16 protein-coding genes are annotated in these 21,380 nt (G+C 66.1%); 2 read left to right on the top strand and 14 right to left on the bottom strand.

Translation table 11 applies throughout. The annotated features are described in order from the left end of the window. Window positions 1-29: 29 nt before the first annotated feature. From nagA to K0P03_RS27910, 9 genes are all read right to left on the bottom strand, one after another. Window positions 30-1,175, bottom strand: a complete 1,146-nt coding sequence (nagA, locus tag K0P03_RS27950) for an N-acetylglucosamine-6-phosphate deacetylase (protein ID WP_272791294.1) — start codon at window positions 1,173-1,175, stop codon at window positions 30-32. Next, window positions 1,172-2,464 carry a class II D-tagatose-bisphosphate aldolase non-catalytic subunit gene (locus tag K0P03_RS27945; protein ID WP_272791293.1) on the bottom strand — a complete coding sequence of 431 codons (1,293 nt, stop codon included), beginning with the start codon at window positions 2,462-2,464 and terminating at the stop codon, window positions 1,172-1,174. The genes nagA and K0P03_RS27945 overlap by 4 nt, the downstream gene beginning before the upstream one ends. Continuing rightward, window positions 2,461-4,524, bottom strand: a complete 2,064-nt coding sequence (locus tag K0P03_RS27940; protein ID WP_272791292.1) for an ROK family protein — start codon at window positions 4,522-4,524, stop codon at window positions 2,461-2,463. The genes K0P03_RS27945 and K0P03_RS27940 overlap by 4 nt, the downstream gene beginning before the upstream one ends. Continuing rightward, window positions 4,521-5,396, bottom strand: a complete 876-nt coding sequence (locus K0P03_RS27935; RefSeq protein WP_050744894.1) for a DeoR/GlpR family DNA-binding transcription regulator — start codon at window positions 5,394-5,396, stop codon at window positions 4,521-4,523. The genes K0P03_RS27940 and K0P03_RS27935 overlap by 4 nt, the downstream gene beginning before the upstream one ends. Beyond that, the gene (locus K0P03_RS27930; RefSeq protein ID WP_272791291.1) at window positions 5,393-6,529 is read right to left on the bottom strand and encodes an ABC transporter ATP-binding protein; all 1,137 of its coding nucleotides are present in this window, start codon (window positions 6,527-6,529) and stop codon (window positions 5,393-5,395) included. The genes K0P03_RS27935 and K0P03_RS27930 overlap by 4 nt, the downstream gene beginning before the upstream one ends. Further along, window positions 6,529-8,565, bottom strand: coding sequence for a DUF5107 domain-containing protein (locus tag K0P03_RS27925; protein WP_272791290.1), 2,037 nt, complete (start codon window positions 8,563-8,565; stop codon window positions 6,529-6,531). The genes K0P03_RS27930 and K0P03_RS27925 overlap by 1 nt, the downstream gene beginning before the upstream one ends. Next, a complete protein-coding gene (locus tag K0P03_RS27920; RefSeq protein ID WP_023513660.1) occupies window positions 8,562-9,407 on the bottom strand; it encodes a carbohydrate ABC transporter permease in 846 nt (281 codons plus the stop codon). The genes K0P03_RS27925 and K0P03_RS27920 overlap by 4 nt, the downstream gene beginning before the upstream one ends. Before the next feature lies 1 nt (window position 9,408). Then, window positions 9,409-10,293 carry a carbohydrate ABC transporter permease gene (locus K0P03_RS27915; RefSeq protein ID WP_081870758.1) on the bottom strand — a complete coding sequence of 295 codons (885 nt, stop codon included), beginning with the start codon at window positions 10,291-10,293 and terminating at the stop codon, window positions 9,409-9,411. An 88-nt stretch (window positions 10,294-10,381) separates the two neighbouring features. After that, on the bottom strand, window positions 10,382-11,653 hold the full coding sequence (locus tag K0P03_RS27910) for an ABC transporter substrate-binding protein (protein WP_272791289.1): 1,272 nt from the start codon (window positions 11,651-11,653) through the stop codon (window positions 10,382-10,384). Between the two features lie 241 nt (window positions 11,654-11,894). Between K0P03_RS27910 and K0P03_RS27905 the strand changes: the two genes are divergently transcribed. Next, a complete protein-coding gene (locus K0P03_RS27905; protein WP_272791288.1) occupies window positions 11,895-13,895 on the top strand; it encodes a CocE/NonD family hydrolase in 2,001 nt (666 codons plus the stop codon). A 55-nt stretch (window positions 13,896-13,950) separates the two neighbouring features. Here K0P03_RS27905 and K0P03_RS27900 read toward each other — a convergent pair whose 3' ends face one another. Genes K0P03_RS27900 through K0P03_RS27890 form a run of 3 tightly spaced genes read right to left on the bottom strand, consistent with a single transcriptional unit; the run spans window position 13,951 to window position 19,338 of the window. Continuing rightward, complete coding sequence (locus K0P03_RS27900; protein ID WP_272791287.1) at window positions 13,951-17,145, bottom strand: error-prone DNA polymerase; 3,195 nt, start codon at window positions 17,143-17,145, stop codon at window positions 13,951-13,953. Then, window positions 17,142-18,665 (bottom strand): DUF6504 family protein, encoded by a 1,524-nt coding sequence (locus K0P03_RS27895; RefSeq protein WP_272791286.1) that lies wholly within the window; start codon window positions 18,663-18,665, stop codon window positions 17,142-17,144. The genes K0P03_RS27900 and K0P03_RS27895 overlap by 4 nt, the downstream gene beginning before the upstream one ends. Beyond that, the gene (locus K0P03_RS27890; RefSeq protein ID WP_050744887.1) at window positions 18,577-19,338 is read right to left on the bottom strand and encodes an ImuA family protein; all 762 of its coding nucleotides are present in this window, start codon (window positions 19,336-19,338) and stop codon (window positions 18,577-18,579) included. The genes K0P03_RS27895 and K0P03_RS27890 overlap by 89 nt, the downstream gene beginning before the upstream one ends. 174 nt (window positions 19,339-19,512) lie before the next feature. On the opposite strand from K0P03_RS27890, the gene K0P03_RS27885 reads away from it, so the two are divergent. After that, entirely contained in the window at window positions 19,513-19,818 is a 306-nt protein-coding gene (locus K0P03_RS27885; RefSeq protein WP_023514350.1) for a hypothetical protein, read from the top strand. A gap of 99 nt (window positions 19,819-19,917) precedes the next feature. Here the strand turns inward: K0P03_RS27885 and K0P03_RS27880 are convergent, their stop codons facing one another. Together K0P03_RS27880 and K0P03_RS27875 are read right to left on the bottom strand one after the other, a co-directional pair. After that, window positions 19,918-20,244, bottom strand: coding sequence for a hypothetical protein (locus tag K0P03_RS27880; protein ID WP_050744886.1), 327 nt, complete (start codon window positions 20,242-20,244; stop codon window positions 19,918-19,920). A gap of 88 nt (window positions 20,245-20,332) precedes the next feature. After that, window positions 20,333-21,352 carry a GlxA family transcriptional regulator gene (locus K0P03_RS27875; RefSeq protein ID WP_023514352.1) on the bottom strand — a complete coding sequence of 340 codons (1,020 nt, stop codon included), beginning with the start codon at window positions 21,350-21,352 and terminating at the stop codon, window positions 20,333-20,335. Window positions 21,353-21,380: the final 28 nt, after the last annotated feature.

The raw sequence follows: 21,380 nt of genomic DNA, 5'->3' as shown, positions 1-21,380 counted from the left end.
GACCGGCATCGGCTGAGTATCAATTGGTCTTACAGGCCGCCGAGCAGGACGATATCGGCGGGCATGCCCGGCCTGAGGAAGCCGACGTTTGCCTCCAGCCCCATGAGGCGGCTCGGATTTGCCGTTGCCATCTTCAACGCGTCCTCGAGAGGAACACCCACGACATCGACCAGCCGCCGCAGCGAGGTCGCCATGTCGGTATGCACGCCGGCCAGCGAGCCGATACTGTTCACCAGCTTGCCGCCTTCAAGGCGGATGGTCTCGCCGTAGAGGGTGAAATGATCCGGCCCGTTCCACGTCGACATGGCATCCGAGACGAGCACCATGCGCCCGGCCATCGGACGGGAACGGATTGCCAGGCGCAGCACCGCATCGTCTACATGGTGCCCGTCGGCAATGAAGCCACAATAAAGATCGCTGTCGAGCGCGGCGCCCACGACACCCGGCTCGCGCGAGGTGATGGGCGTCATCGCATTGTAGAGATGGGTCACCGCTCGCGCGCCCTCCGCAATCGCGGCCCGCGTCGTCGCGGCATCGGCCGCGGTATGGCCGAGCGAGACGACGACGCCCATCGCGCGCAGCGACGCGATCGTTCCCGGCGGCACGCATTCCGGCGCGAGCGTCAGGAGGACCGGCACATTGGCGGCGCGCAGGCGCCGGACACAGGAAAGCGTGTCGTCGTCAATCGGGCGGATGAAGCGTGGATTGTGCGCCCCCTTGCGTGCCACGCTGATATGCGGGCCTTCGAGATGAACGCCGGCGATGCCATCCCGCCCGACCGCGGCGATCACGGCTGAGACGGCCTTTTCCATCACCTCGGGCGCATCCGTGATCAGCGTCGGCAGGATGGCCATCGTGCCGCCCGGCCGATGCGCAGCGGCGATGGCGCGGAGACCATCGGCCGTCGGCGTGCCGTTGACCATGACACCGCCGCCGCCATTGACCTGCACGTCGAAGAATCCAGGCGATGCGAGGCCGTTCGTCCGCCAGACGGGCAGGCCGTCCCGCCCCGCCTCCGCAGCCGGGTGCAGGTCGTCGATGCGTCCCGCCACGATGCGCACGGCGCGGCCCGTATCGAGCGTCTCGCCGTCGAAAAGCCTCTCCGGCACGAGCCACCACGCCTCGGTCGCGTCGATATCGAAGGGAGCCACGTCCTGTCCGGCGATGACCGTCATCCCGCGGACCTCGCAGACGCCGCATAGTAGGGCGCAAGCGCCGCCTGGATCTGCGCATAGACGAGAGCCAACCGCCAGTCGCGCACGCGCGATGCCAGGCGATCGGCACGCGCAAGAACGCCAGGCGCGAAATATTGCTCCAGCACCATGCGCGGCGGCCGGGTCTCGCCGAGGAGGGACATCAGGCGCTCCACCGCCTGCCGCGCCGCCGGCTGGGTCCAGTAGTAGCGGATGCGGTCGGCATAACTGAAGTGCCGCAGCAGGCGAAGCTGTGCCTCGCCACCGCTGTAATGTTTGCGCCAGTTCGCGGGATCGGCCAGCATCAGGTCCTCCATGACGGCAGGAACACGCGGACGATCCGGCTCCGCACCGATCCAGTCCGACACACCTTCCAGCGCATAGACCGCCTGGCGATAGGCATGGGTCAGCGCCGGACCGACCTTCAGCACCGCGAAATGACGCCGCCCGAGCTCGGGATAGACGTCCGGCGCCTGGTAATCTGTGGAATGAGCCTCGAAACTCAGGCCGGGACGATCGCGCAGCACCGGCGACAGGCGATCGGGCGTTGCCGAATCGAAGGCATGGATGTGGTCCGGCGCAAACTCCAGGCCCGGCTGGACCACGAGGCCCACTGCCCGTTGCCAGGCACCATGAAGCCCCAGGGCCTCGAAATGATCGCGATGCGCCGCGGTGGTGGCCTCTGCGCTTTCCGGCGTCGTCGGGGCGATGCCCTGCCCGCCCTCCTCCGCCCGGGCACCGCCGGGCGGCGGCACTTCCGTGCCATACATGTAGCTCAGCGACGACGGGTCGTCAGTGGCGGCCTCGCAGACGCCCGCAAGTTCGGCCGCCCGCGCGGCGCTGACCGCATCGGCCACCTGGGCAGGCTCACCCGCGCAGCCTTCCGAGCAGTCGAGATGGATCTTGGTAAAACCGGCACGCACATAGGCCGCCGCGAGGTCCCGCGCATGCGCCATCGCCACATCGGCCGGCTGGCTGCGCCACACCTGCGGCCCGAGATGGTCGCCGCCGAAGAGCAGCGGCTGGCCCGATGCGCCGACGCGATCGCGAATCTCGTGCACGAAGCGGATGAAATCGGCCGGTTGCATGCCGGTGTAGCCACCGAACTGGTTGACCTGATTGCTCGTCGCCTCGACGAGCAACGGAACCCCATGCTCTTCGGCGAGAAGAAGTGCGGCGGCGATGACATCCGGATGCGCCGAACACACTGAGGGCATGGTCTCGCCCGAACCCGCGCGGTTGCGGGCGATCAGAGCACGCAGCTCCTTCATGGCCGGCCCTCCCGCAGCGATTGGCGGGCAAGGATGGCCGCGCCCCGGGTGCCGCTGGCATCACCATGCAGCGCAATCCGGAAGACAGGGCTGCGCACGCCCGGCAGCTTGTGCGCCTCGAAGGCCGCGGCAAGGTCGTCGGCAAGGCCAGCCATGCGCGACAGGCCGCCGCCGAGCACGACGCAGTCCGCGTCGATCGTCAGCTGGATCGTGTGAACGAGTTCGCAGAGCAGGTCGAGCCAGATGTCCAGCACTGACCGCATCGCCGCGTCGCCTCCGGCCGCAGCCACGACGATCTCCTCCGCCCGCAGCGGCCGGCCGGCGACGTGCTGCGCGATGCGCGTCAGGCCGGGGCCGGACACGTAGGTCTCGTAGCATCCGGTGCGTCCGCAACCGCAGGCGACGAGCGGCAGGCCGTACGTCGCCACACGCTCGGCCGGCAGGCCGAAATGGCCGACCTCGCCGGGAAGCCCGTTGAGGCCCTTCGCCAGCCGGCCATCGACGCAAACACCACCACCGACGCCCGTGCCGAGAATGAGACCGAAGACGGTGCGATGGCCCGCGCCCGCTCCGCCATTGGCTTCCGACAGGGCAAAACACTTGCAGTCGTTCTCCACCGGCACGCGGCGGCCGAGGTGCGCCGAAACGTCGGCGCCGAGGCTGCGCCCGGTAGCCGGCAGATTGGAGGTCACCGAAAGCCCGGTCGCTGCATCGATCAGTCCCGGCAGGCCGATGCCGATGGCGGCAAGGTTGCCGGCTTTTGCCTCGAGCCAGCCGGCCTGCTCGGCAATCGCCGCCACGAGGTCGTCGTAGCTGTCCTTGCGGGTATCGATCCTGCGCTTTTCGATCGGCTGCAAGTCGTCCCCGAACAACGCCGCCTCGATCTTCGAACCACCGACATCGATGGCGCCATAGGCGGCCGAGGCGGGCTTCGGCAGGTCGTAGAGCGTCACGCCGGCAACGACACGGGTAAGGTTCCGGCCGGCAAAGGGGTCATCGACCGCAAAACCGAGCCGGTCCGACCAGATCACGGCCAACATCTGCGCAACGATGACATGCAGCACGGAACCCCAGGCATCGTTGCCGATGGCGGGCACATCGATATCAGCGCCGCCCGTCGCCGCGCCGAGCCGCACGATGGCCTGGGGACCGAACTGCACGGCGATCTCCCGGGCAAGGTCGATGTCATAGGCCTGCGTGAACGCATCGGCCGATTGCAGGACGAAGACCAGCGTATTCTTGTTCACCACCGCCTTCGGGCCGTGGCGAAAGCCGAGCGTCGAATCCCAGGACGTGGCGATGCTGCCGGCCGTCAGCTCCAGCACTTTTAGTGCACATTCCCGCGCCGAGCCAATCAGCGGACCGGAACCGAGGAAGACGACGCGCTCGGGCGTGGCGAGCCTAGCAAGATCGGCAAAACCGCGGCGGATCAGTCCCTCCGCCGCATCGGCAAGGCGCGCCAGCAGCGCGGTCGGCTCGTCCGGCGGGGCGGGATCGAAGCAGGCGAGCGCCGAAAGCAACATCGTCGTGTAGCTGGAGGTCATGGCGAAGCCGCGGTCGTTCGTTTCCGGCGGGAGCAGGATCGTCCGTTGCTCGCCCGGCCCCGGCCCCATCGGCCGCGCCAAAGCGCTCTCGGCGTTGCAGGTGATGTGCAGGCGGTCGGCCTCGGGCGCATGCGCATCCAGCAGCCGGAGGGTGCCGAGGGTTTCCGAACTGTTGCCGCTGCGGCCGAAGGAAACGACCAGCCTGCGTGCGCCGGGCCTCAGGAAGCTCAACGGGCTCGACACGAGGTCCGTCGTCGGCACGGCGCGGAAGCGCGCAGGGCCGGCGGCGCGGTTGAGATAGGATGCCAGCGTCTCGCCGATGAAGGCGGAGGTGCCGGCACCGCAGAACCACACCTCATCATGCGCGCGGCTTGCCAGCCATGGGCGGATTTCGGCGGCAATGCCGGCAAGTTCGAGGGCGAAAGCCCGCCAGACCGCGGGCTGCTGGCGGATTTCCCGTGTGGTGTCCCAGCGGTCGAGGCCGGGGATGGCGGTGGAAGCGCTTTGCGACGTCATTTTGCAGTCTCTTCGATTGGTTCCACGCGGTGAACGGCAACGCCCCGCGCCTCGATCGCGGCGACCACGTCGTCGCCAAGACCGGTATCGGTGATGATCGTGTGGATGCGCTCGATCTCGCAGAAGCGGTGCAGGCCGGGCGCACGGAACTTCGTCGAATCCGCCAGCACGACGACACGCCGCGAAACCTGGATCATCGCCGTGTTCTGGTGCGCTTCGTCCTCATTGAAGGTGCTGAGACCGGAGGCGGGATCGATGGCGTCGGCACCGAGATAGACGGCGTCGAAATGCATATTGGCAAGCGTGTTCTCCACCATGCGGCCGGAGAGCGAACGCGATTCATGGCGCAGCACGCCGCCCGGCAGCATGATGGAATGCTGCGTCGCCCCGCGCAGCGCATCGACGATGTTGAGGCCGGTGGTCATCACCGCCAGCGGGTCGGCATCGCGAAGCGTTTCAGCGAAGAGCTGGGCGGTCGAACCGGAATCGATGATGATCGAGCGGTCCGTGCCGATCAGCGTGCGCGCGTGGCGCGCAATGGCACGCTTCAGTGCGAGGTTGACCACGGCCTTGTCGGTGATCTGCGGCTCGAGGAACGAGCTGCGCTCGGCTGCCGGCCCGTTCGCCAGCGCCATGGCAAGCGCGATGCGGAAATCCGGAATGCCCTTGTAACCGTAGCGACGGCAGAAGCGGATGACGGAGGGCTCGCTCACCTCCGCGGCGGCGGCAATCTCCTGCACCGGCTTGTGCATGAAGCCCTCCGGCGCGGCGAGCATGTACTGCGCCACCCGCCGGAAGGTCTTGTTGAGTTCCGGCAAATCGGCGGAAACGGTCTCGATCAGGGTCTGGCCGGGTGGGGGAACAGAGGTCAAGGCACACTCCTTTCGACCGGACTGCCGGGCTGCGCACCGGCCTCTCGCATCCGGTAACGCAAGTTGCGGCCCATCGCATCAAAGAGTTGCAGGCGCTCCTGCGCCAGCGTGAAGGAGAGCCGATCGCCGGCCCTGACACCCGCCTGGCCGGCAAGCTTTGCCGTCAGGGCCTGGCCGTCCGCCAGCCGGCCGTAGACGATGGTCTCGCCGCCGAGCTGTTCCACCACCTCCACCGTCGCGCTCAGTTCGCCGCCGTCGGACACGGTCATATCCTCCGGGCGGACGCCGAGCTCCAGCCCCTCCAACGGTGAAGGTACGGCCGAGGGCGGCAGGTCGAGGGCAACACGCCCGGCGCCGGGAAGCGTACCCGTCACCCTCCGCCCCTCATTGGCAGCCGAAGCGAAGCGGATGAAGTTCATCGGCGGCTGCCCAAGGAAGCCGGCGACGAAACGGTTGATCGGGTTGTTGAAGAGTTCGAGCGGCGCGCCGACCTGCTCGATAATCCCCTGCCGCATCACCACCATGCGGTCGGCAAGCGTCATGGCCTCCACCTGGTCATGCGTCACGTAGATCATGGTGTTGCCGAGCTTGGCGTGGAGCTTGGCCAGCTCGACGCGCATCTCGCCCCTGAGCGAGGCATCGAGATTGGACAGCGGCTCGTCGAACAGGAAGATGCGCGGATTGCGTGCCAGCGCCCGGCCGATCGCCACGCGCTGGCGCTGGCCGCCGGAAAGCGCCTTCGGCTTGCGGTCGAGCAGCGCCTCCAGCTTGAGGAGTTTTGCCACCTCGATCACGCGCGCCCGGATGTCCGGTTTCGGCGTGCCCGCGATCTTCAGGCCGAAGCCGATGTTCTCGGCGACCGTCATGTGCGGATAGAGCGCGTAGGACTGGAAGACCATGGCGACGCCCCGTTTCACCGGATCGGCCGTGGTCATGTCCTCACCGTCGATGGCGAGGATGCCGCCGCTGATCGGCTCCAGTCCGGCAATGCAGCGCAGCAGCGTGGACTTGCCGCAGCCCGACGGCCCGACCAGCACGACGAACTCGCCGCTCGAAATGGCAAGGTCGGCGCTGCGGATGATCTCCAGGCTGCCATAGGATTTGCGAAGCTCGCGGATCTCGACCGTCGTCATCAGTTCGTCCCGTCTTCGAGCACGACCCGCATGCGGAAATCGAGATGTTCCGGCAAAGGGTTGGCCCTGTTGTGCGTTTCCAGTTCGGCGGCAGTGGGCGCGCGGCCCAGCCGCTGTTCCAGTCGACCCGTCTGCAGGGCGTGCCAGAGGTCGGCCGAAAGATCCTCGCCTTCGCGGATGGTCGCGAACTCGACCGCCAGCAGCGCTTCCAGCGTATCGAGATCACCCCGCGCCGCCGCCACCGAGGCGCGGGCGAGCACGATGCGCTCCTGCGCTGCGACGGCCTCCGGAAGGTCGGTCAGGAAGGTTTCAAGCGCGGCGGACCGGTCGGCACGCAGCAGGAACTGCACGATCTCGACAGCCAGCTCGGCCGGGGCATCCTCGGCCTTCCAGGCGGCAAGATAGAGCCGCTCGGCCTCCGCGCCGTTCTCCGTGATCAGAGCCTGCTGGCGCAGCCCCAGCCAGCTTGGGTGCGCCGCCGTCGAGCGCGCGAACAGGTCGCGCGCCGTTGCCACGTTCTCGCGGTCGAGCGCGGCGATGCCGAGCAACAGCTCATGCAGCCATGTCTTCCCCTGTGCTTCGGCGCTGCGCTCCAGCGCCGCGACCCAGGCGTCCGAAACCGCAAGGTCGGCGGGAACACGGGTCAGGTTGGCTGCAGAGATCTTGCCGCTTTCTGCAAGGTCGTCCCAGAGGTCGGCGGTCCGGTCGACGGAGAAATCGAGGCCTGCGGCAAGCGGCTTGCCGGTGAGTTTTTCCTGCCGGCCGCCCCAGGGCGAGCCCGCGGTAAGGCGACGATCGACCGGCATCTGCGACAGGCGCGTCAGGAACCCGTCGACTTCCGTGAGGTCGGCCTGCGGGAAACGCCGATCCACCGCCTCCGCCGTCGCGCGTTCAGCGATCGCATAGCTCTCGCAATGGGCTGCGGCCGGATCGACCGACAGGCCGCCATAGACCTCGGTCCAGCGCGTTTCGCTTTCCGCAGCCAACACGAAGCGCTGGTTCTGCGTCGGCGTGATGCCGGCCTGGATCTCGATGTAGTCGCCCTCGTCCTTGCGCGCGAGATAGTCCATCCAGTGCTGCCCGCCGGCCGCCGTGCCGAAATAGAAGAACTTCCGGCCCTTCAGGCCCGATGTCGCCGTCTGCGCAAGGCCGGTGCCCGTCTTGTCGAGGGCGGCAATGAACAGGCGCTTTGCATCAGGCTTGCGGAAGAAGACCGATGTCGCCCCCTTCCAGAGGCCCGGATAGGAGCCATCGAAGCGCGCCGGATCGGGAAAGGCGAAGCGCGCAAGCTCGTTGCCCGGCAGGACATGTTCGATCGCATAATCCGCAGGGCTGATGACGCGCATGCCCGCACTCGCCGGCACGGCGACATTGGTCCACCAATAGGCGTGTTTTTCCACCGGCGCGGCATTGACGATGCGCCCGTGCACATAGAGCCGGTCCTCGCCCGCCGGCAGGAAGAGATCGATCTGCCAGGTGGCCTCGACGATACGGTCGAACTCGTAGATGCGCAGCACCGGGCCGCGCTCCGTCTCGACGACGCCGGCAAAGACCGGAGCCGCGGTGAAGGGCGTATGGCCGGGGATAAGCCCGTTCCACTCGATACCGCCGGAAAACCAGGCGTTCAGCGCAGCCAGATTGGCCGGCTGGAAGACGGGATTGCGGAAGACGAGATCGCGGCCGAGCGCGTAGTCGTAGAGCTGCATGATGCGCCCGCCATATTGCGGGGCGACAGCGATGCGCAGCCGGCCGTTGTCGAGCACGATCAGCGGCATGTCTGCGGGCTGCTGTGCGCGGTCGTAGTCGTCATAGACGCGGTAGGGCAGGATGGAATCCTTGCCCCAGTCGAAGGCGTTGGCGCTTTCTTCCGCGGTAAGGCCGCGCGACGGTGGTGTCGCCTTGTCCGGGATCGGCTGCTGCCAGCGCAGGCGCGGCAGTCGGCTCGGGTCGCCAAGATGGGACATCGGCAGGGTCACGACCGTTTGCTCGATTGTCGTGACGCCCTCGGCGCGGGGTTTCTGCAGGGTCCGGTTCACTTGACGCCTCCCATGGTGATACCGCTGATCATCCGCTCGGAGAGGATGATGAAGAGAATGATCGTCGGCACCATCACGATGGTGACGCCGGCGAAGAGGCCGGCCCAGTCGCCGCCCGAATATTGCATGGACGTGATCAGCGAATAGATGCCGAGCGAGAGCGTCCGGTTCTCCGGGCTGTTGAGGAGCACGAGCGAGAGCTGGTACTCGTTCCACAGGCCGACGAAGTTGAGGATCGCGACCGTAGCGATGCCGGGGCCGGCGAGCGGCAGCATGACGTGCCGGAACACCTGGAAATCCGAGCAGCCGTCGATGATCGCCGCTGATTCCAGTTCGGACGGCAGCGAGGCGAAGAAGCCTTCCAGCACATAGATGCTGAACGGAATGGAAAGCGCCACATAGACGAGGGAGAGCCCCGTCAGGCTGTCCCCGAGCCTCAGCGTCGTCATGATGACGAAGAGCGGCACGAAGAGCAGCGGGATCGGCACCCCCATGCCGAAGGCAAAGAAGTTCGACAGCGCCGCCCGCCCGGCAAAGCGCCCGCGGCTCAGCACATAGGCGGCCGGTACCGAGACGAGGAGCAGGGCGATGACCGAGACGGAGGTGACGATCAGGCTGTTGAGAAAATAGTCGCCGAAGCGGCTGTTCACCCAGGTCTTGACATAGTTGCCCCAGGCGGGATCAAGCGGGATCGACCAGGGTTTTCCGAAAAGATCACGGTTGCGCTTCAGTGAGGCGAGAATGATCCAGAGCACGAAAAAGACAGAAAGGGCCGACCAGCCACCGATCACGAGATAGGAAAACCCGCGTTTTGCGCCGCGCAGCGTCAGAAGCTTGCTCATCTCAATACTCCACGCGTTCGCGCTTGAAGACGACGCGCAGCAGCACGATCGTGACGAGGGTCAGGAAGAAGAGCGCGACGCCGATGGCGGTCGAATAGCCGAGCGCATAGACCGGTTCACGCTGGCCGAAACCCATGATGTAGAGGTAGATCGCGGGCGTATAGAGGTTCTGGTCGATGTTCGGGCCACCGAAGGCGTAGGGGAACTCGACGATCTTGATGGCATGGATCGACCACAGCACCAGCGTGATCAGGATGACGTCCCAGATCATCGGCAGGGTGATGAGGCGGAAGATCTGGAAGGTGCTCGCACCCTCGAGCCGTGCGGCCTCATACATGTCGATCGGCACCTTGTCCGCACCGGCGAGGATGAGGATCGTGTAGAAGCCCGCCGAGATCCAAACGAGACCGACCATCATGGCGAAGAAGACGTTCTCCGGCGCCGTCCAGGAGATGGAGGCAAGTCCCGTGAGGCCGAGCGCCTTCAGGAGGCTGGTCAACAGGCCGTAGCGCGGCATGAAGACGAAGGACCAGAAGGTCGTGATCGCGACGACCGCGATGATGTTCGGCAGGAAGATCAGCGCGCGAAACAGTTTCTTGCCCCACAGCCCCGAATTCAGGAGCATGGTGAAGACAAAGGCGAGCCCGAAGGTGGCAATGCCGCCCACGACCATGATCAGCGACATGTTGCGCAGCGCCTGCCAGAAGATCGGATCGGCGAGAAGACGCGTATAATTGCCGAGCCCGACCCAGACCGGCGTGTCGCCGAAGCCTGATGTCTTGAACAGGCTGAGATAGAAGGCCTGCAGCGCCGGAAAGATCAGCAGGCCGAGATAGAGGATGAGGGCGGGCGCCAAAAACGCCACCACCATGCGTCGCCTCATCATCGCGTCGTCTCCATTGGGCAAGATGTTTGATCGTCACAAGGCCGGCCGGGGCGGCGCAGGCGCATCGCCCCGGCTTGCTGAAAGGGCCTTATTGCTGGCTTGCCCAATGAGCCTTGGTCCGCTCGACGAGGATCTTGACGAAATCCTCCGGCGTGGACTGGGCAAGGAACATCTTGCTGAATTCGGGCGTCAGCACCGTCGCGTTGAATTCCGGATAGGAGACGCCGAGACCGCCGCCAAAGCCGGAAAGTGCCGTCGCGTTCTTCGCCGAGGCATAGGCATCCGCCAGCACCGGCGGCCATTCGACGCCATCACGCACCACGCCAACGCCGCCATCGGCAACGAGGATCGCCTGCGCCTCCTCACTGAGGAGATAATTGACGAAACCGGCAGCCTCCTTGGCGTTCGGCGAATTCTTTAGAACCATCACAGACACGAGGCCGACCTCGATATCCGTCACCTTGCCGGCACCGCCCGCAACGGCCGGGAAATTGAAGGCGCCCCAGGGGAAATCGGCACCGGCCGTCTCCGTCAGCTCCGTCGGAAGCCAGGAGCCGACGAGTTCGCCCATCGTGTCACCGAGTGCGATCGTCTGCTGGCCGGCCGGATACTGGAAACCGCGCGCATCTTCCGCGATGCAGCCGGCATCCCAGAACTTGCGGGCCGTCTTTGCAGCCTCGAGCACGGCCGGATCGGACCAGCCCGAGCCGTCCTTGACCTCGAAGGCCTTGATCATGGCATCCGAGCCCTTGGCGCGCGACAGGAGATGCGAGAAGTACAGCACCTGGTAGAAGCCGACATTGCCCTCGGTCACCAGCGCATGCTTGCCGCTTTCCTTCAGCTTGCCGCACAGGGTGAAGAGCTCGTCGAGGGTCTGCGGAACGCTACCGCCGGCCTCGGTCATCATCTCCTTGTTGTACCAGATGTTGACGGTGTTGTAGATGTAGGGAACCTGAACGATCTTGCCGCCGGTAGCGTAGAGATCGAGCACGCCGGGCAGGAGGGCTGCTCTCGTATCGCCAAGGTCCGCCGCGATCTCGTAGCCAAGCCCTTCCTTCTGCAAGCCGCCAGCCAGCTGGTCGCCATCCTGGTCGGCAAAGTCGACCTGCGTGCCAGCCTGAAGTGCCGCGCGCAGCTTGGTCTGGTTCTGGCGACCGTTCCAGACAACCTTGAAGGTCGTGTCCGGGTTCGCCTTGGTATAGTTGTCCATGACCTTGCGCAGAGCGGCGGCCTGCGGCTCGGGCTCGTTCCACATCGACCAGAAGACCAGTTCGGCTGCATTGGCGGCGCCGATGCCCGCCATCATGCCGAGCGACAGCGCGGCAGCGGCGGCAGAGCGCCATAAGATCGTGTTCACCATTCACTCCTCCCAAATCGAAAGCGCGCCGGTTTGTCCTGCTATGCGCGGCTTCGTGGGGGCAGTTAGAGGGAGAATCTGAAATTTTGCAACATAAAAATCTCGCAAACTTTCAGTTTTGTAGTTTTATTACATTTGACGATTTGGCGGGGGCAAAGGTCGCATCCGGCTCGACGCCCCGCGTGAAAATCGGGCATGCTCGAGGCAATGCTTCTTGCCGCGCCCTCCTCAGAACGGACCGTCCATGACCGATCGCCCCTTCACCGTCATCGAAAACCAGTGGATCCCGCTTGCCGACGGCACCCGGCTGGCTGCACGCATCTGGATGCCGGACGGCGCGGAGGCGGATCCCGTACCCGCCGTCTTCGAATTCCTGCCCTACCGCAAGCGCGACGGCACGAGCCCGCGCGATGAATCGACCTATCCCGTCTTCGCCGCCGCCGGCATTGCCGGCGTGCGAGTCGATATCCGCGGCTCCGGCGAATCCGACGGCGTCATCGACGGCGAATATACCCCGCTGGAGCTCGCCAATGCCTGCGAACTGATCGCGTGGATTGCGGCGCAGCCCTGGTCGAACGGATCGGTCGGCATGATGGGCATCTCCTGGGGCGGCTTCAACTGCCTTCAGGTCGCCGCCCTGAAGCCGCCGGCGCTGAAGGCCGTCATCTCCATCGCCTCCACCGTGGATCGCTACAACGACGACATCCACTACAAGAACGGCACGCATCTTTCGGCCCAGCTTTCCTGGGCCGCCACCATGCTCGCCTATCAGTCCCGCTCGCCCGACCCTGCCATCGTCGGCGAACGCTGGAAGGCGATGTGGCTGGAGCGGCTGGAGAACGAACCCTTCTTCCTGGAGGAATGGCTGCAGCACCAGCGCCGCGACGCCTTCTGGAAGCACGGCTCCATTTGCGAGGATTTCGCCGGCTTCCCGGTGCCAGCCCTCGTCATCGCCGGCTGGGCGGACGGCTATCGCAGCACGCCGCTGAAGGCCGTCGAGGGTCTCGGCGACAAGGCCAAGGCGCTGATCGGCCCTTGGGTGCATAAATATCCGCACTTCGCCTGGCCGAAGCCGCGCATGGATTTCCATGCGGAAGCCATCGCCTGGTGGAACCGCTGGCTGCGCGGCGAAGAGAACGGGGCGGAGGAAACACCGCAGGTGCGCGCCTATATCCAGGACGCCCCCCGCCCGGCGCTCCGCCGCGAGGCCGACCCCGGCTTCTGGATCGCCAAGGATCGCTGGGAGGCGCCAGACATGGCGACCTTCTACGTCGAGCAATACGGCACCCTCACCCCCGGCATGCCGATCGCCGGCGCCAGCGGCCACGACCGCGCGCTGAAATCCCCGCTCGACACCGGCATCATGGCCGGCGAATGGTTTACGCTGAAGCCGGATGCGGAGATGGCGCTCGACCAGCGCCTCGATGACGCCGGCTCGCTGGTGATCGAAACCGCGCCGCTCACGGAAGCCGAAGACTTCCTCGGCCAGCCCGTGCTGGAACTCGACATCGCAACGGACGCCGATATCGCCAATCTCTGCGCCCGCCTCGTCGATCTGCATCCGGACGGAACGGCGACGCGCGTCACCTTCGGCGTGCTCAACCTCGCCCACCGCGACGGCAACGCCGAACCGAAGGCGATGCCGAGGGGCAAAAAAGTCCATGTCCGTCTCATGCTCGACGCCATGGGCTACCGTTTCCGCGCCGGGCATCGCATCCGCCTGTCGCTCTCGACCTCCTACTGGCCGATGGTGCTGCCGCCGCCGACGAATGCCGGCGTGACGATCGATCTTGCCTCGCTCGGCCTCGCCCTGCCGAAGCTCGGCGCCCACCGGCTCATCGCACTCCCCGAACCGGCCAATTCCGACCCGCTGCCGAAATATACCGAACTCGCCCCCGCCGAGACCGCCCGCAGCGTCGAACGCGATCTTACCAACGGTCTCACAGAATATACGATCTACGAGGACACCGGCCTCTACGAGCACCCCGGCACGGGCCTTGCCACCCGCCAGCTGCGCGACGAACTCTGGTCGATCGCCGAAAACGATCCGCTCTCGATGACCGGCACCGCGGTCTGGACCTGCGACATGCAACGCCCCGGCTGGTTCGTGCGCACCCTCTCGACCGCGACCATCGCCTGCACGGCGACGGACTGGCTGATCTCGGCCAGCGTGCGCGCCTATGAGGGGGAGGTGCAGATCTTCGAGAAGACGTTCGAACGGGCGGTCCCGCGCGACTTCATGTAGAGGAGCGACCATTTCCACCAAAAAGCCCCGTTTATCAGCGGTTTGTGCGAGTTTCCTAATGAAAGTCGCGGGATTTGACGCGGATGGTCTGCACTGCCTCGCGGGTTTCCGGCTGGGCCGCATCGCCACGCCGGCCGATGGTGGCGAAGTCGGCCGAAAGATCGGTGAGGTGCTGCGCGACGATGTGCACCACCTCCCCCTCCCGCTGGATATACCCTTTGACGGCGATCATCGGCGCGCCCATCACGATGGGACGATAGGCGAGGAAAACCTTGCGCCAGACGACCAGATTGGCAATGCCCGTCTCGTCCTCCATCGTCACGAAGATGACGCCCTTGGCCGAGCCCGGCTGCTGGCGGACGAGCACGATACCGGCCGCCTCGACTTTCTGGCGGTTGCGAAGCCGCGTCGCATCGGCGCAGGAAAGCAGGCGGCGGCGCGCAAGGCTCTCCCGCAGGAAGCTGACCGGATGGGCCCGGAGCGTCAGGCCGACGCGGCCGTAGTCCTCCACCACCTCGCCGCCCGCCACCATGGGCCGCAGCGTCACCACCGGCTCCGTCAATTCCGGCACGACCGCGGCCTCCCGCTCGGCCGCCGCGGAAAACAGCGGCAGCGGCTCGTCCCGCAAACCACGAAGAGCCCAGAGCGCCTCGCGGCGGGAGAGCGCGAGCGACGGCCGGAATGCATCCGCCTCGGCGAGCCGCACCAGCGTGTCGGATGCCAGCTTGGTGCGGCGCCACAGATCATCGACAGAGGCAAACGGCTCCTCACCTCTTTCCGCAACAAATCTGGCCATCTCCTTGTTATCAAGGCCCTTCACAAGCCGAAGTCCGAGCCGCACAGCAAGGCGCCCTGCCTCTGCCGGCTCCAGCGTGCAATCCCAGCGGCTGGCGTTGACACAGACCGGCCGCACCTCCACGCCGTGCTCGCGCGCATCACGTACGATCTGCGCCGGGGCGTAAAATCCCATCGGCTGGGAATTGAGCAGGGCCGCGCAGAAGATCTCCGGGTGATGGCACTTCATCCAGGCAGAGGCATAGGCGATGATCGCGAAACTGTAGGCATGGCTCTCCGGGAAACCATAGGAGCCGAACCCTTCGAGCTGGCGGCACATTCGTTCGGCAAAGTCGCGGGTGTATCCTTTGCCAACCATGCCATTGGTCAATTCGTCCCGGAACTTGTCCACGCCACCCGTTTGCTTGAAGGTCGCCATAGCGCGGCGGAGTTGATCGGCCCGGCCTGGCTCGAAGCCGGCGCATTCGATCGCCACCTGCATCGCCTGCTCCTGAAACAGCGGCACGCCGAGGGTTCTTTTGAGGACCTTCTCGAAAGCAGCCTTGGGATATTCCACCTTCTCCAAACCCTGCCGCCGCCGCAGATAGGGATGCACCATGTCCCCCTGGATCGGCCCCGGCCGCACGATCGCCACCTGGATGACGATGTCATAAAATTCCTTCGGCTTGAGGCGCGGCAGCATGGACATCTGCGCCCGGCTCTCGATCTGAAAAGTGCCGATCGTGTCGGCCTTTGAAATCATCTCGTAGGTCGCGGCATCACCCGCGGGGATGGTGGCCAGCGTATAGTTCTCGCCCTTGTGCTCTTGCAGGAAGTCGAAGGCGCGGCGCATGCAGGTGAGCATGCCGAGCGCCAGCACGTCCACCTTCATGAAGTTGAGATACTCGATGTCGTCCTTGTCCCACTCGATCACCTGGCGCGCATCCATCGCCGCCGGCTCGATCGGCACGAGATCATCCAGCCGGTCGCGGGTCAGCACGAAACCGCCGGGGTGCTGCGAGAGGTGGCGCGGCGCGTTGAGCAACTGGCGGGCGAGCTCGAACAGCAGCCGGATACGGCGGTCGTCCACATTGAGCCCGACCGCATTGGCATGGCCTTGCGGCAAGTCGTGCGACCAGCCCCAGACTTGCGAAGAGAGTGCCTTCAACACGTCCTCCGGCATGCCGAGCGCGCGTCCGACATCCCGCATGGCCGCGCGCGAGCGATAACGGATGACGGTGGCGCAGAGTGCCGAGCGGTCCGTACCGTAGGTATCGTAGATCCACTGGATCACTTCCTCCCGGCGCTCGTGCTCGAAATCCACGTCGATATCGGGCGGCTCGCCGCGCTGTTCCGAGACGAAGCGCTCGAAGAGAAGGCTGCCATTCTCCATCGGGTCGATCGCCGTGATCCCAAGGACGAAACAGACGGCGCTGTTTGCAGCCGATCCCCGACCCTGGCAGAGGATCGGGACCGGCAGGTTGCGGGCATGGTGGACGATGGAATTCACGGTGAGGAAATAGGGCGCGTATTTCATTTTCTCGATGAGCCGCAATTCGTAGAGAAGCTTGTCGCGCACCGTCTCCGGCACACCGCCGGGATAGCGTCTGGCCGCCCCCTCCCAGGTATATTTCTCAAGCGCCTCCTGCGGCGTCAGATGCGAATATTCCTTCTCGTCCGGATACTGGTACTTCAGCTCGTCCAGCGAGAACCGGCAGCGCTCGACGATCTCCAGCGTCCGCCGCAGCGCCTCCGGATAGCGCTTGAAAAGCCGGTGCATCTCCTCCGGCGGCTTCAGGTAGCGATCGGCATGACGTTCACGCAGGAAGCCGGCATTGTCGATAGCGACGTTGTGGCGGATGCAGGTGACGATGTCCTGCAGCATGCGCCGGGCGGGTTCGTGATAGAGCACGTCATTGGTGACGACGGTGGGAACGCCATGGCGGGCGGCGAGGTTGGAGAGGTCGAACAATCGCAGTTGGTCGTTCGGCCGGCGGCGGAGCGTGAGGGCGAGGTAGCAGCGGTCCCTGAAATGCTCGCGCAGGCGGCGCAGATGAAAGGCGGCGGTCTCGCCCGCCTCGTCGGGCACCAGCACGGCAAGAAGGCCCTCGTTCCAGTCGACGACGTCGGACCAGTCGAGATGGCACTTGCCCTTGCCGGCCTTCTTCTTGCCGATGGTGAGCAGGCGGCAGAGACGGCCATAGGCGGTGCGGTCGGTCGGGTAGACGAGCAGCGACATGCCATCGACAAGGTCGAGCCGGCAGCCGACCACCAGCCGCACCTTCGAGGCATTCGCCGGGAGTTCGCGCGACGCCTTGAAGGCCTGAACGACGCCGGCAAGGCTGTTGCGGTCGACGACGGCCAGTGCCTCGATGCCAAGGGCGCTTGCCTGCGCGAACAGGTCAGCGCAGCTGCTCGCCCCGCGCAGGAACGAGAAATGGGATGTGACCTGAAGCTCGGAATAACGCGGTTTCATGCGAAAATCCCGTGCAGGAACCAGCGACCGGCCCCGCTTGCCGCCTGCTCTTCATTGCCGGAGCGGAAGAGCCAGAAGCGCGCTCCCTCGGCGTCTTCCACCTGGAAATAATCCCGCACGGCCGCCAGTTCCGCATCGCGCTTCCACCATTCGCCGAAGATGCGCTCCGGCCCATCGGCCCGCTTGACCAGCCGCCGCACGCCCCGCCAGGTGAAGGAGGCGGGCGGATGGTCGGGCAGGAGCGCCATGACCTCGACCGGCTCCGGCCGGGCCAGAAGGCGCGCAGGACGCGGCCAGCGGCTTGGCCAGGTCACCCCGGTTTCGGGCGAAAGCGGCGGAATGCGGCGGAAGGAACGTTCCGGCACGTCGCTTTCGACCGGGGCGATGCGGTAGAGGCGCGCGGCACCGATGCGGTTGACGATCACGTCGACAAGGCCGGCAAGGTCCGCTTCCTCCGCCTCAATCAGGGAGGAGACGGCCTGCTGCAGGACGAGCGGTTCGGCCAGCGTCGCGGTCAGGTCCATGATCTCGATGCCGAAGCCGGGATCGATCGTCTCGAGACGGTCCGTCAGGAGACGGATGAGTTGTCTTTCGTCGCGCACGGCCCGTGCCGTGCCGATACGGATCGCCTGGAGAGAATTGTCGACACGATGGAAGAGGAGATCGAGCCGGCGGGCACCGAGACCGCGTTTTTCCAGCGCCGCACAGAGATCGTGCACGAGGCTGGCCGTGTAGCGCGCGATGGTTTCGGGTGCGCCGATCGGCTCGCCGAAAATCTTCCGGACGGTGACGAGCTCCGGGTCGCGCAGCGGATCGACGGGTTCCGAAATCCGGCCCTGGAGCTGGTCGAGCCGGCGGCCGAGAAGCGGGCCGAAGCGCAGGACGAGCGGCGCGCGCGGCACGGCCAGCACCTCACCGATCGTAGAGAAGCCGAGCACGTGGAGACCAGCCACCGTTTCCGGCGCTATCCGCAATCCCGTGACCGGCAAGGGCGACACGGCCTCACCTGCCCTGCCCGGCGGAATGATACAGACAGGATCGGCGAGGAAGCGGGCGGCGGCATGGGCCGCGCCCCAGCTGTCGGCGATGGCGGCGCGGGCAAAGATGCCGGAGGCGGCAAGACGATTGACGAGGCCGGTCAGCATGTGCGCTTCGCCGCCATGCAGGTGATCGGCACCGGTCGTATCGATAACGAGACCGTCGGGCGCGTCCGGGGCGACGATGGGTGCATAGTGCTGCAGCGCCCAGAGCGCGAGGCGGCCCAAGGCGGCGGCATCGGCCACGGGGTCGGCCGGCATGGTGAGGACCCCGGGCAGCAGCGCATGGGCCTTGGTGAGCGGCATGCCGACGCGCAGGCCCGCCTGCTCGGCCGGCCGGCTCACCGCCGTCAGGATGCGGCGCGCGCCGTCACGGCCGACAAGCACGAGCCTGCTATCCGGCGGCGGCGCCGAAGTGCCGAGCGCCCGCCGCAGGCGATCGATCGGCCAGCCGGGAAGAAAAAGCGATACGACCCTCGGCATCGGTGGCCTCCACATCAAAGTCCGCCGCCTCGCCGGCCCGGCAACGGGCCAGTTTCAACAGCCATTGCGCCCGGCCGATGCCGGGCACGGGAAGGGAAACGGAGGGCCGCATATAGACCCGCCAGCGCGTCACCGCGGCGGAGGGCTGCGCAAGGGCCTCCGTCTCCTTGCGGTGGCGGAAGCGGCGCAGGGCAAGACCGAGCGTGCCGCCGGCCTCCGCGGCAAGCTGCAGGCGGCGCGAGGCGGTCATCGACAGGCGCGCCACCTCGGCAACGACGGCCCCGAGCCCGCCATGGCGCAGCCCCTCTTCGAAACAGAGGAGCAGGCTCTTCTCGTCACCCGCCTCCACATAGAGGACACGGCCCGGCGCAAGCCCCGCCTGCGCCAGCGCCGGCGCGAAAAGATCGGGCCGCGTCAGGCACCAGAGCACCTGCCCCTTGGTGCGCGCGGCGATGCCGGCGGCAAAGAGCATGGCGGCGCTGGCCTCGACGGCATCGTCACCGCCACCGCAGATCTCGTGCAGGCTGGCCAGCGCCAGCCCGCCGCCCGGCAGCCGCTCGTCGATTTCGGGCACACCGAAGGGCAGCACCGCCCGGTCGCGCTGGGCGCGGCCGTCGAACTGCCGGATGCGGTCGCGCAGGTCCGCGACAACGGCATGGGCGGAGGCGGACATCGGCTTGGCAGCTCCCGGTTGAAAGGCTATATGTTCTCTTTTTGTTCTCAAATTCCGTAAGAGTCAATCGCCTGATCGCGCCGGAAAGATCACAGTTTGAATCATCGGCGGGAACCAAGTGGCGCGGCAAAAGTTCTCCCTTTCGCCATTCCATCAAATCCAGGAGACATGTCCATGGCTGACGAAAAGAGCACCGGAAAGCGTACGCTCGGCGTCGTTGAGGGGCGCGACAGCATTTCAGAAGACGCCCGCGCGGCAGCGGCGGAAGCGACGGTGAACGAGCAGATCGAGGCCCTGAAGGCGGAAATCAGCCGGCTGAAAGAATCCGCAGGGCTGATCGCCGAAGGAACCGGCCAGCTGGCGGTCGCCAAGGCGGAATCGCTGCGGGACGAGGTGCGCCAGACCATTCAGGCCAACCCGCTCGCCGCGCTGGCCGGCGCCGCCTTCATCGGTTATCTCTTCGGTCTTCGCCACCGGTGACATGCGTGCCCGGGGATACGGGAAAACCAGGGAAACCCGCGTCTTGCCCCCGTTTCCTCACAGCATGAAAAAGCCCGGCCAAGCCGGGCTTTTGTCGGTTCAGAACCAGCGCTGCCGGCGCGGCGGTTCGCTTTCAAGCGAGCCGAGCAGATAGCCGAGGACGACACCGGCAAGGCCTGCGGTCAAGACGACCGTGGAGAGTGCGGCGGGATGCTCGCGCGCCGCCTGCGCGACGGCGGCACCTTCGTTGCGCACATATCTCGTTGCCGAACGAACGGCCGGACGAGCAGCCTCCACGGCATTCCCGGCGCGGTCGCGGATGGTCTCATAGGCTTCGCTGCCGCGCTCGCCAAGGTCCTTCTGGAGCTGGGCGATCTCTGCGCGCAGGGCAGAAATCTGGGATTGGACGTCGTTGGTGCTTGCCATTGCGGTCTCCCGTTACAGTCTCTTGTCAGCAATAGAGACCGAACGGTTTTCGCGCGGCTTGGTTCCCGGCGGCCGGGCGTTTTGCCCCTCAGCCCGCCTGGCGGCGGCCGTCGCGGCGGATCTGCGAGGGCGTATCGCCGAAGGCGGCACGGAAGCGGCGGGTGAAGTGCGACAGGCTTTCGAAACCGGTCTCGAGCGCGATCTCGATCAACGGTTTGTTGGTGCGCATCACCATGGTGAGCGCGGCGGCCATGCGGATCTTCATGTAGATCGCGCTCGGCGAAGCCCCCATATCGCCCTCGAACAGCCGCTCGAGCTGGCGGCGGGAGACGCCCGTCATGGTGGCGATGCTGTCGATCGACAGGAGGTCCTCGGTGTGCTGTTCCATCATCATGATGGCGAGGTGCACGCGGCGATCGCGGGCTTCAAGGCCGAGCGGGTTGCGCGGCTGTACGTCGGTCGCATCGCGCCGGTGGCGGATCTGCAGGATTTCCAGCGCATTGCGCTCGGCCGCCTCACCGACGTGGTGGCGCACGAGCGTTGCGGCAAGATCGGCAACGCTGCTGCCGCCGGCACAGGTGGCAACCTTGCCGTCAAAACGGAAGATCTGCTCCGACGTCGCCTCGATATCGGGAAAACGGCCGCGGAAATCACGGTGGTGCAGCCAGCTGACGCAGGCCGTATGCCCCTTGAGGAGGCCCGCCTCGGCCAGGATGAAGCTGCCCGTACAGAGGCCGATCAGCCCGACGCCGGCCTGGGCCGCCTTGCGCAGATAGGCCTGGGCATAGCTGTCTATGGGCTCTTCCACCGACAGGAGACCGCCGACGACGGCAATGTAGTCGAAACAGGAGGGATCGGCGAAGGGCGCGGTCGGGGCGACCTGGATGCCGCTCGACGAGGTGATGAAGTTGCGTGTGCTGCTCAAAACGTCCCAGTCACAATGGACGCGGCGCGAGCGATCCTCGCTGTCGCTGGCCAGCCGCAGCGTATCGACGAACAGCGCGAAGGCGGACAGGGTGAAACTTTTCGACAGGATGAAGCCGACGCGCAGCGCCTTCGGCGCCAGGGCACCGTTCATCTCCTTCGACGTCCGAACATCTGCCGCCATCCAGCTCTCCCAGGCCGTTCCGCCCGAC

This window comes from Shinella sp. HY16, from assembly GCF_028534175.1.
Classification (GTDB): Bacteria; Pseudomonadota; Alphaproteobacteria; order Rhizobiales; family Rhizobiaceae; genus Shinella.
Note: the sequence above shows the minus strand (reverse complement) of the source record. Positions and strands in the feature narration are given on the sequence as shown.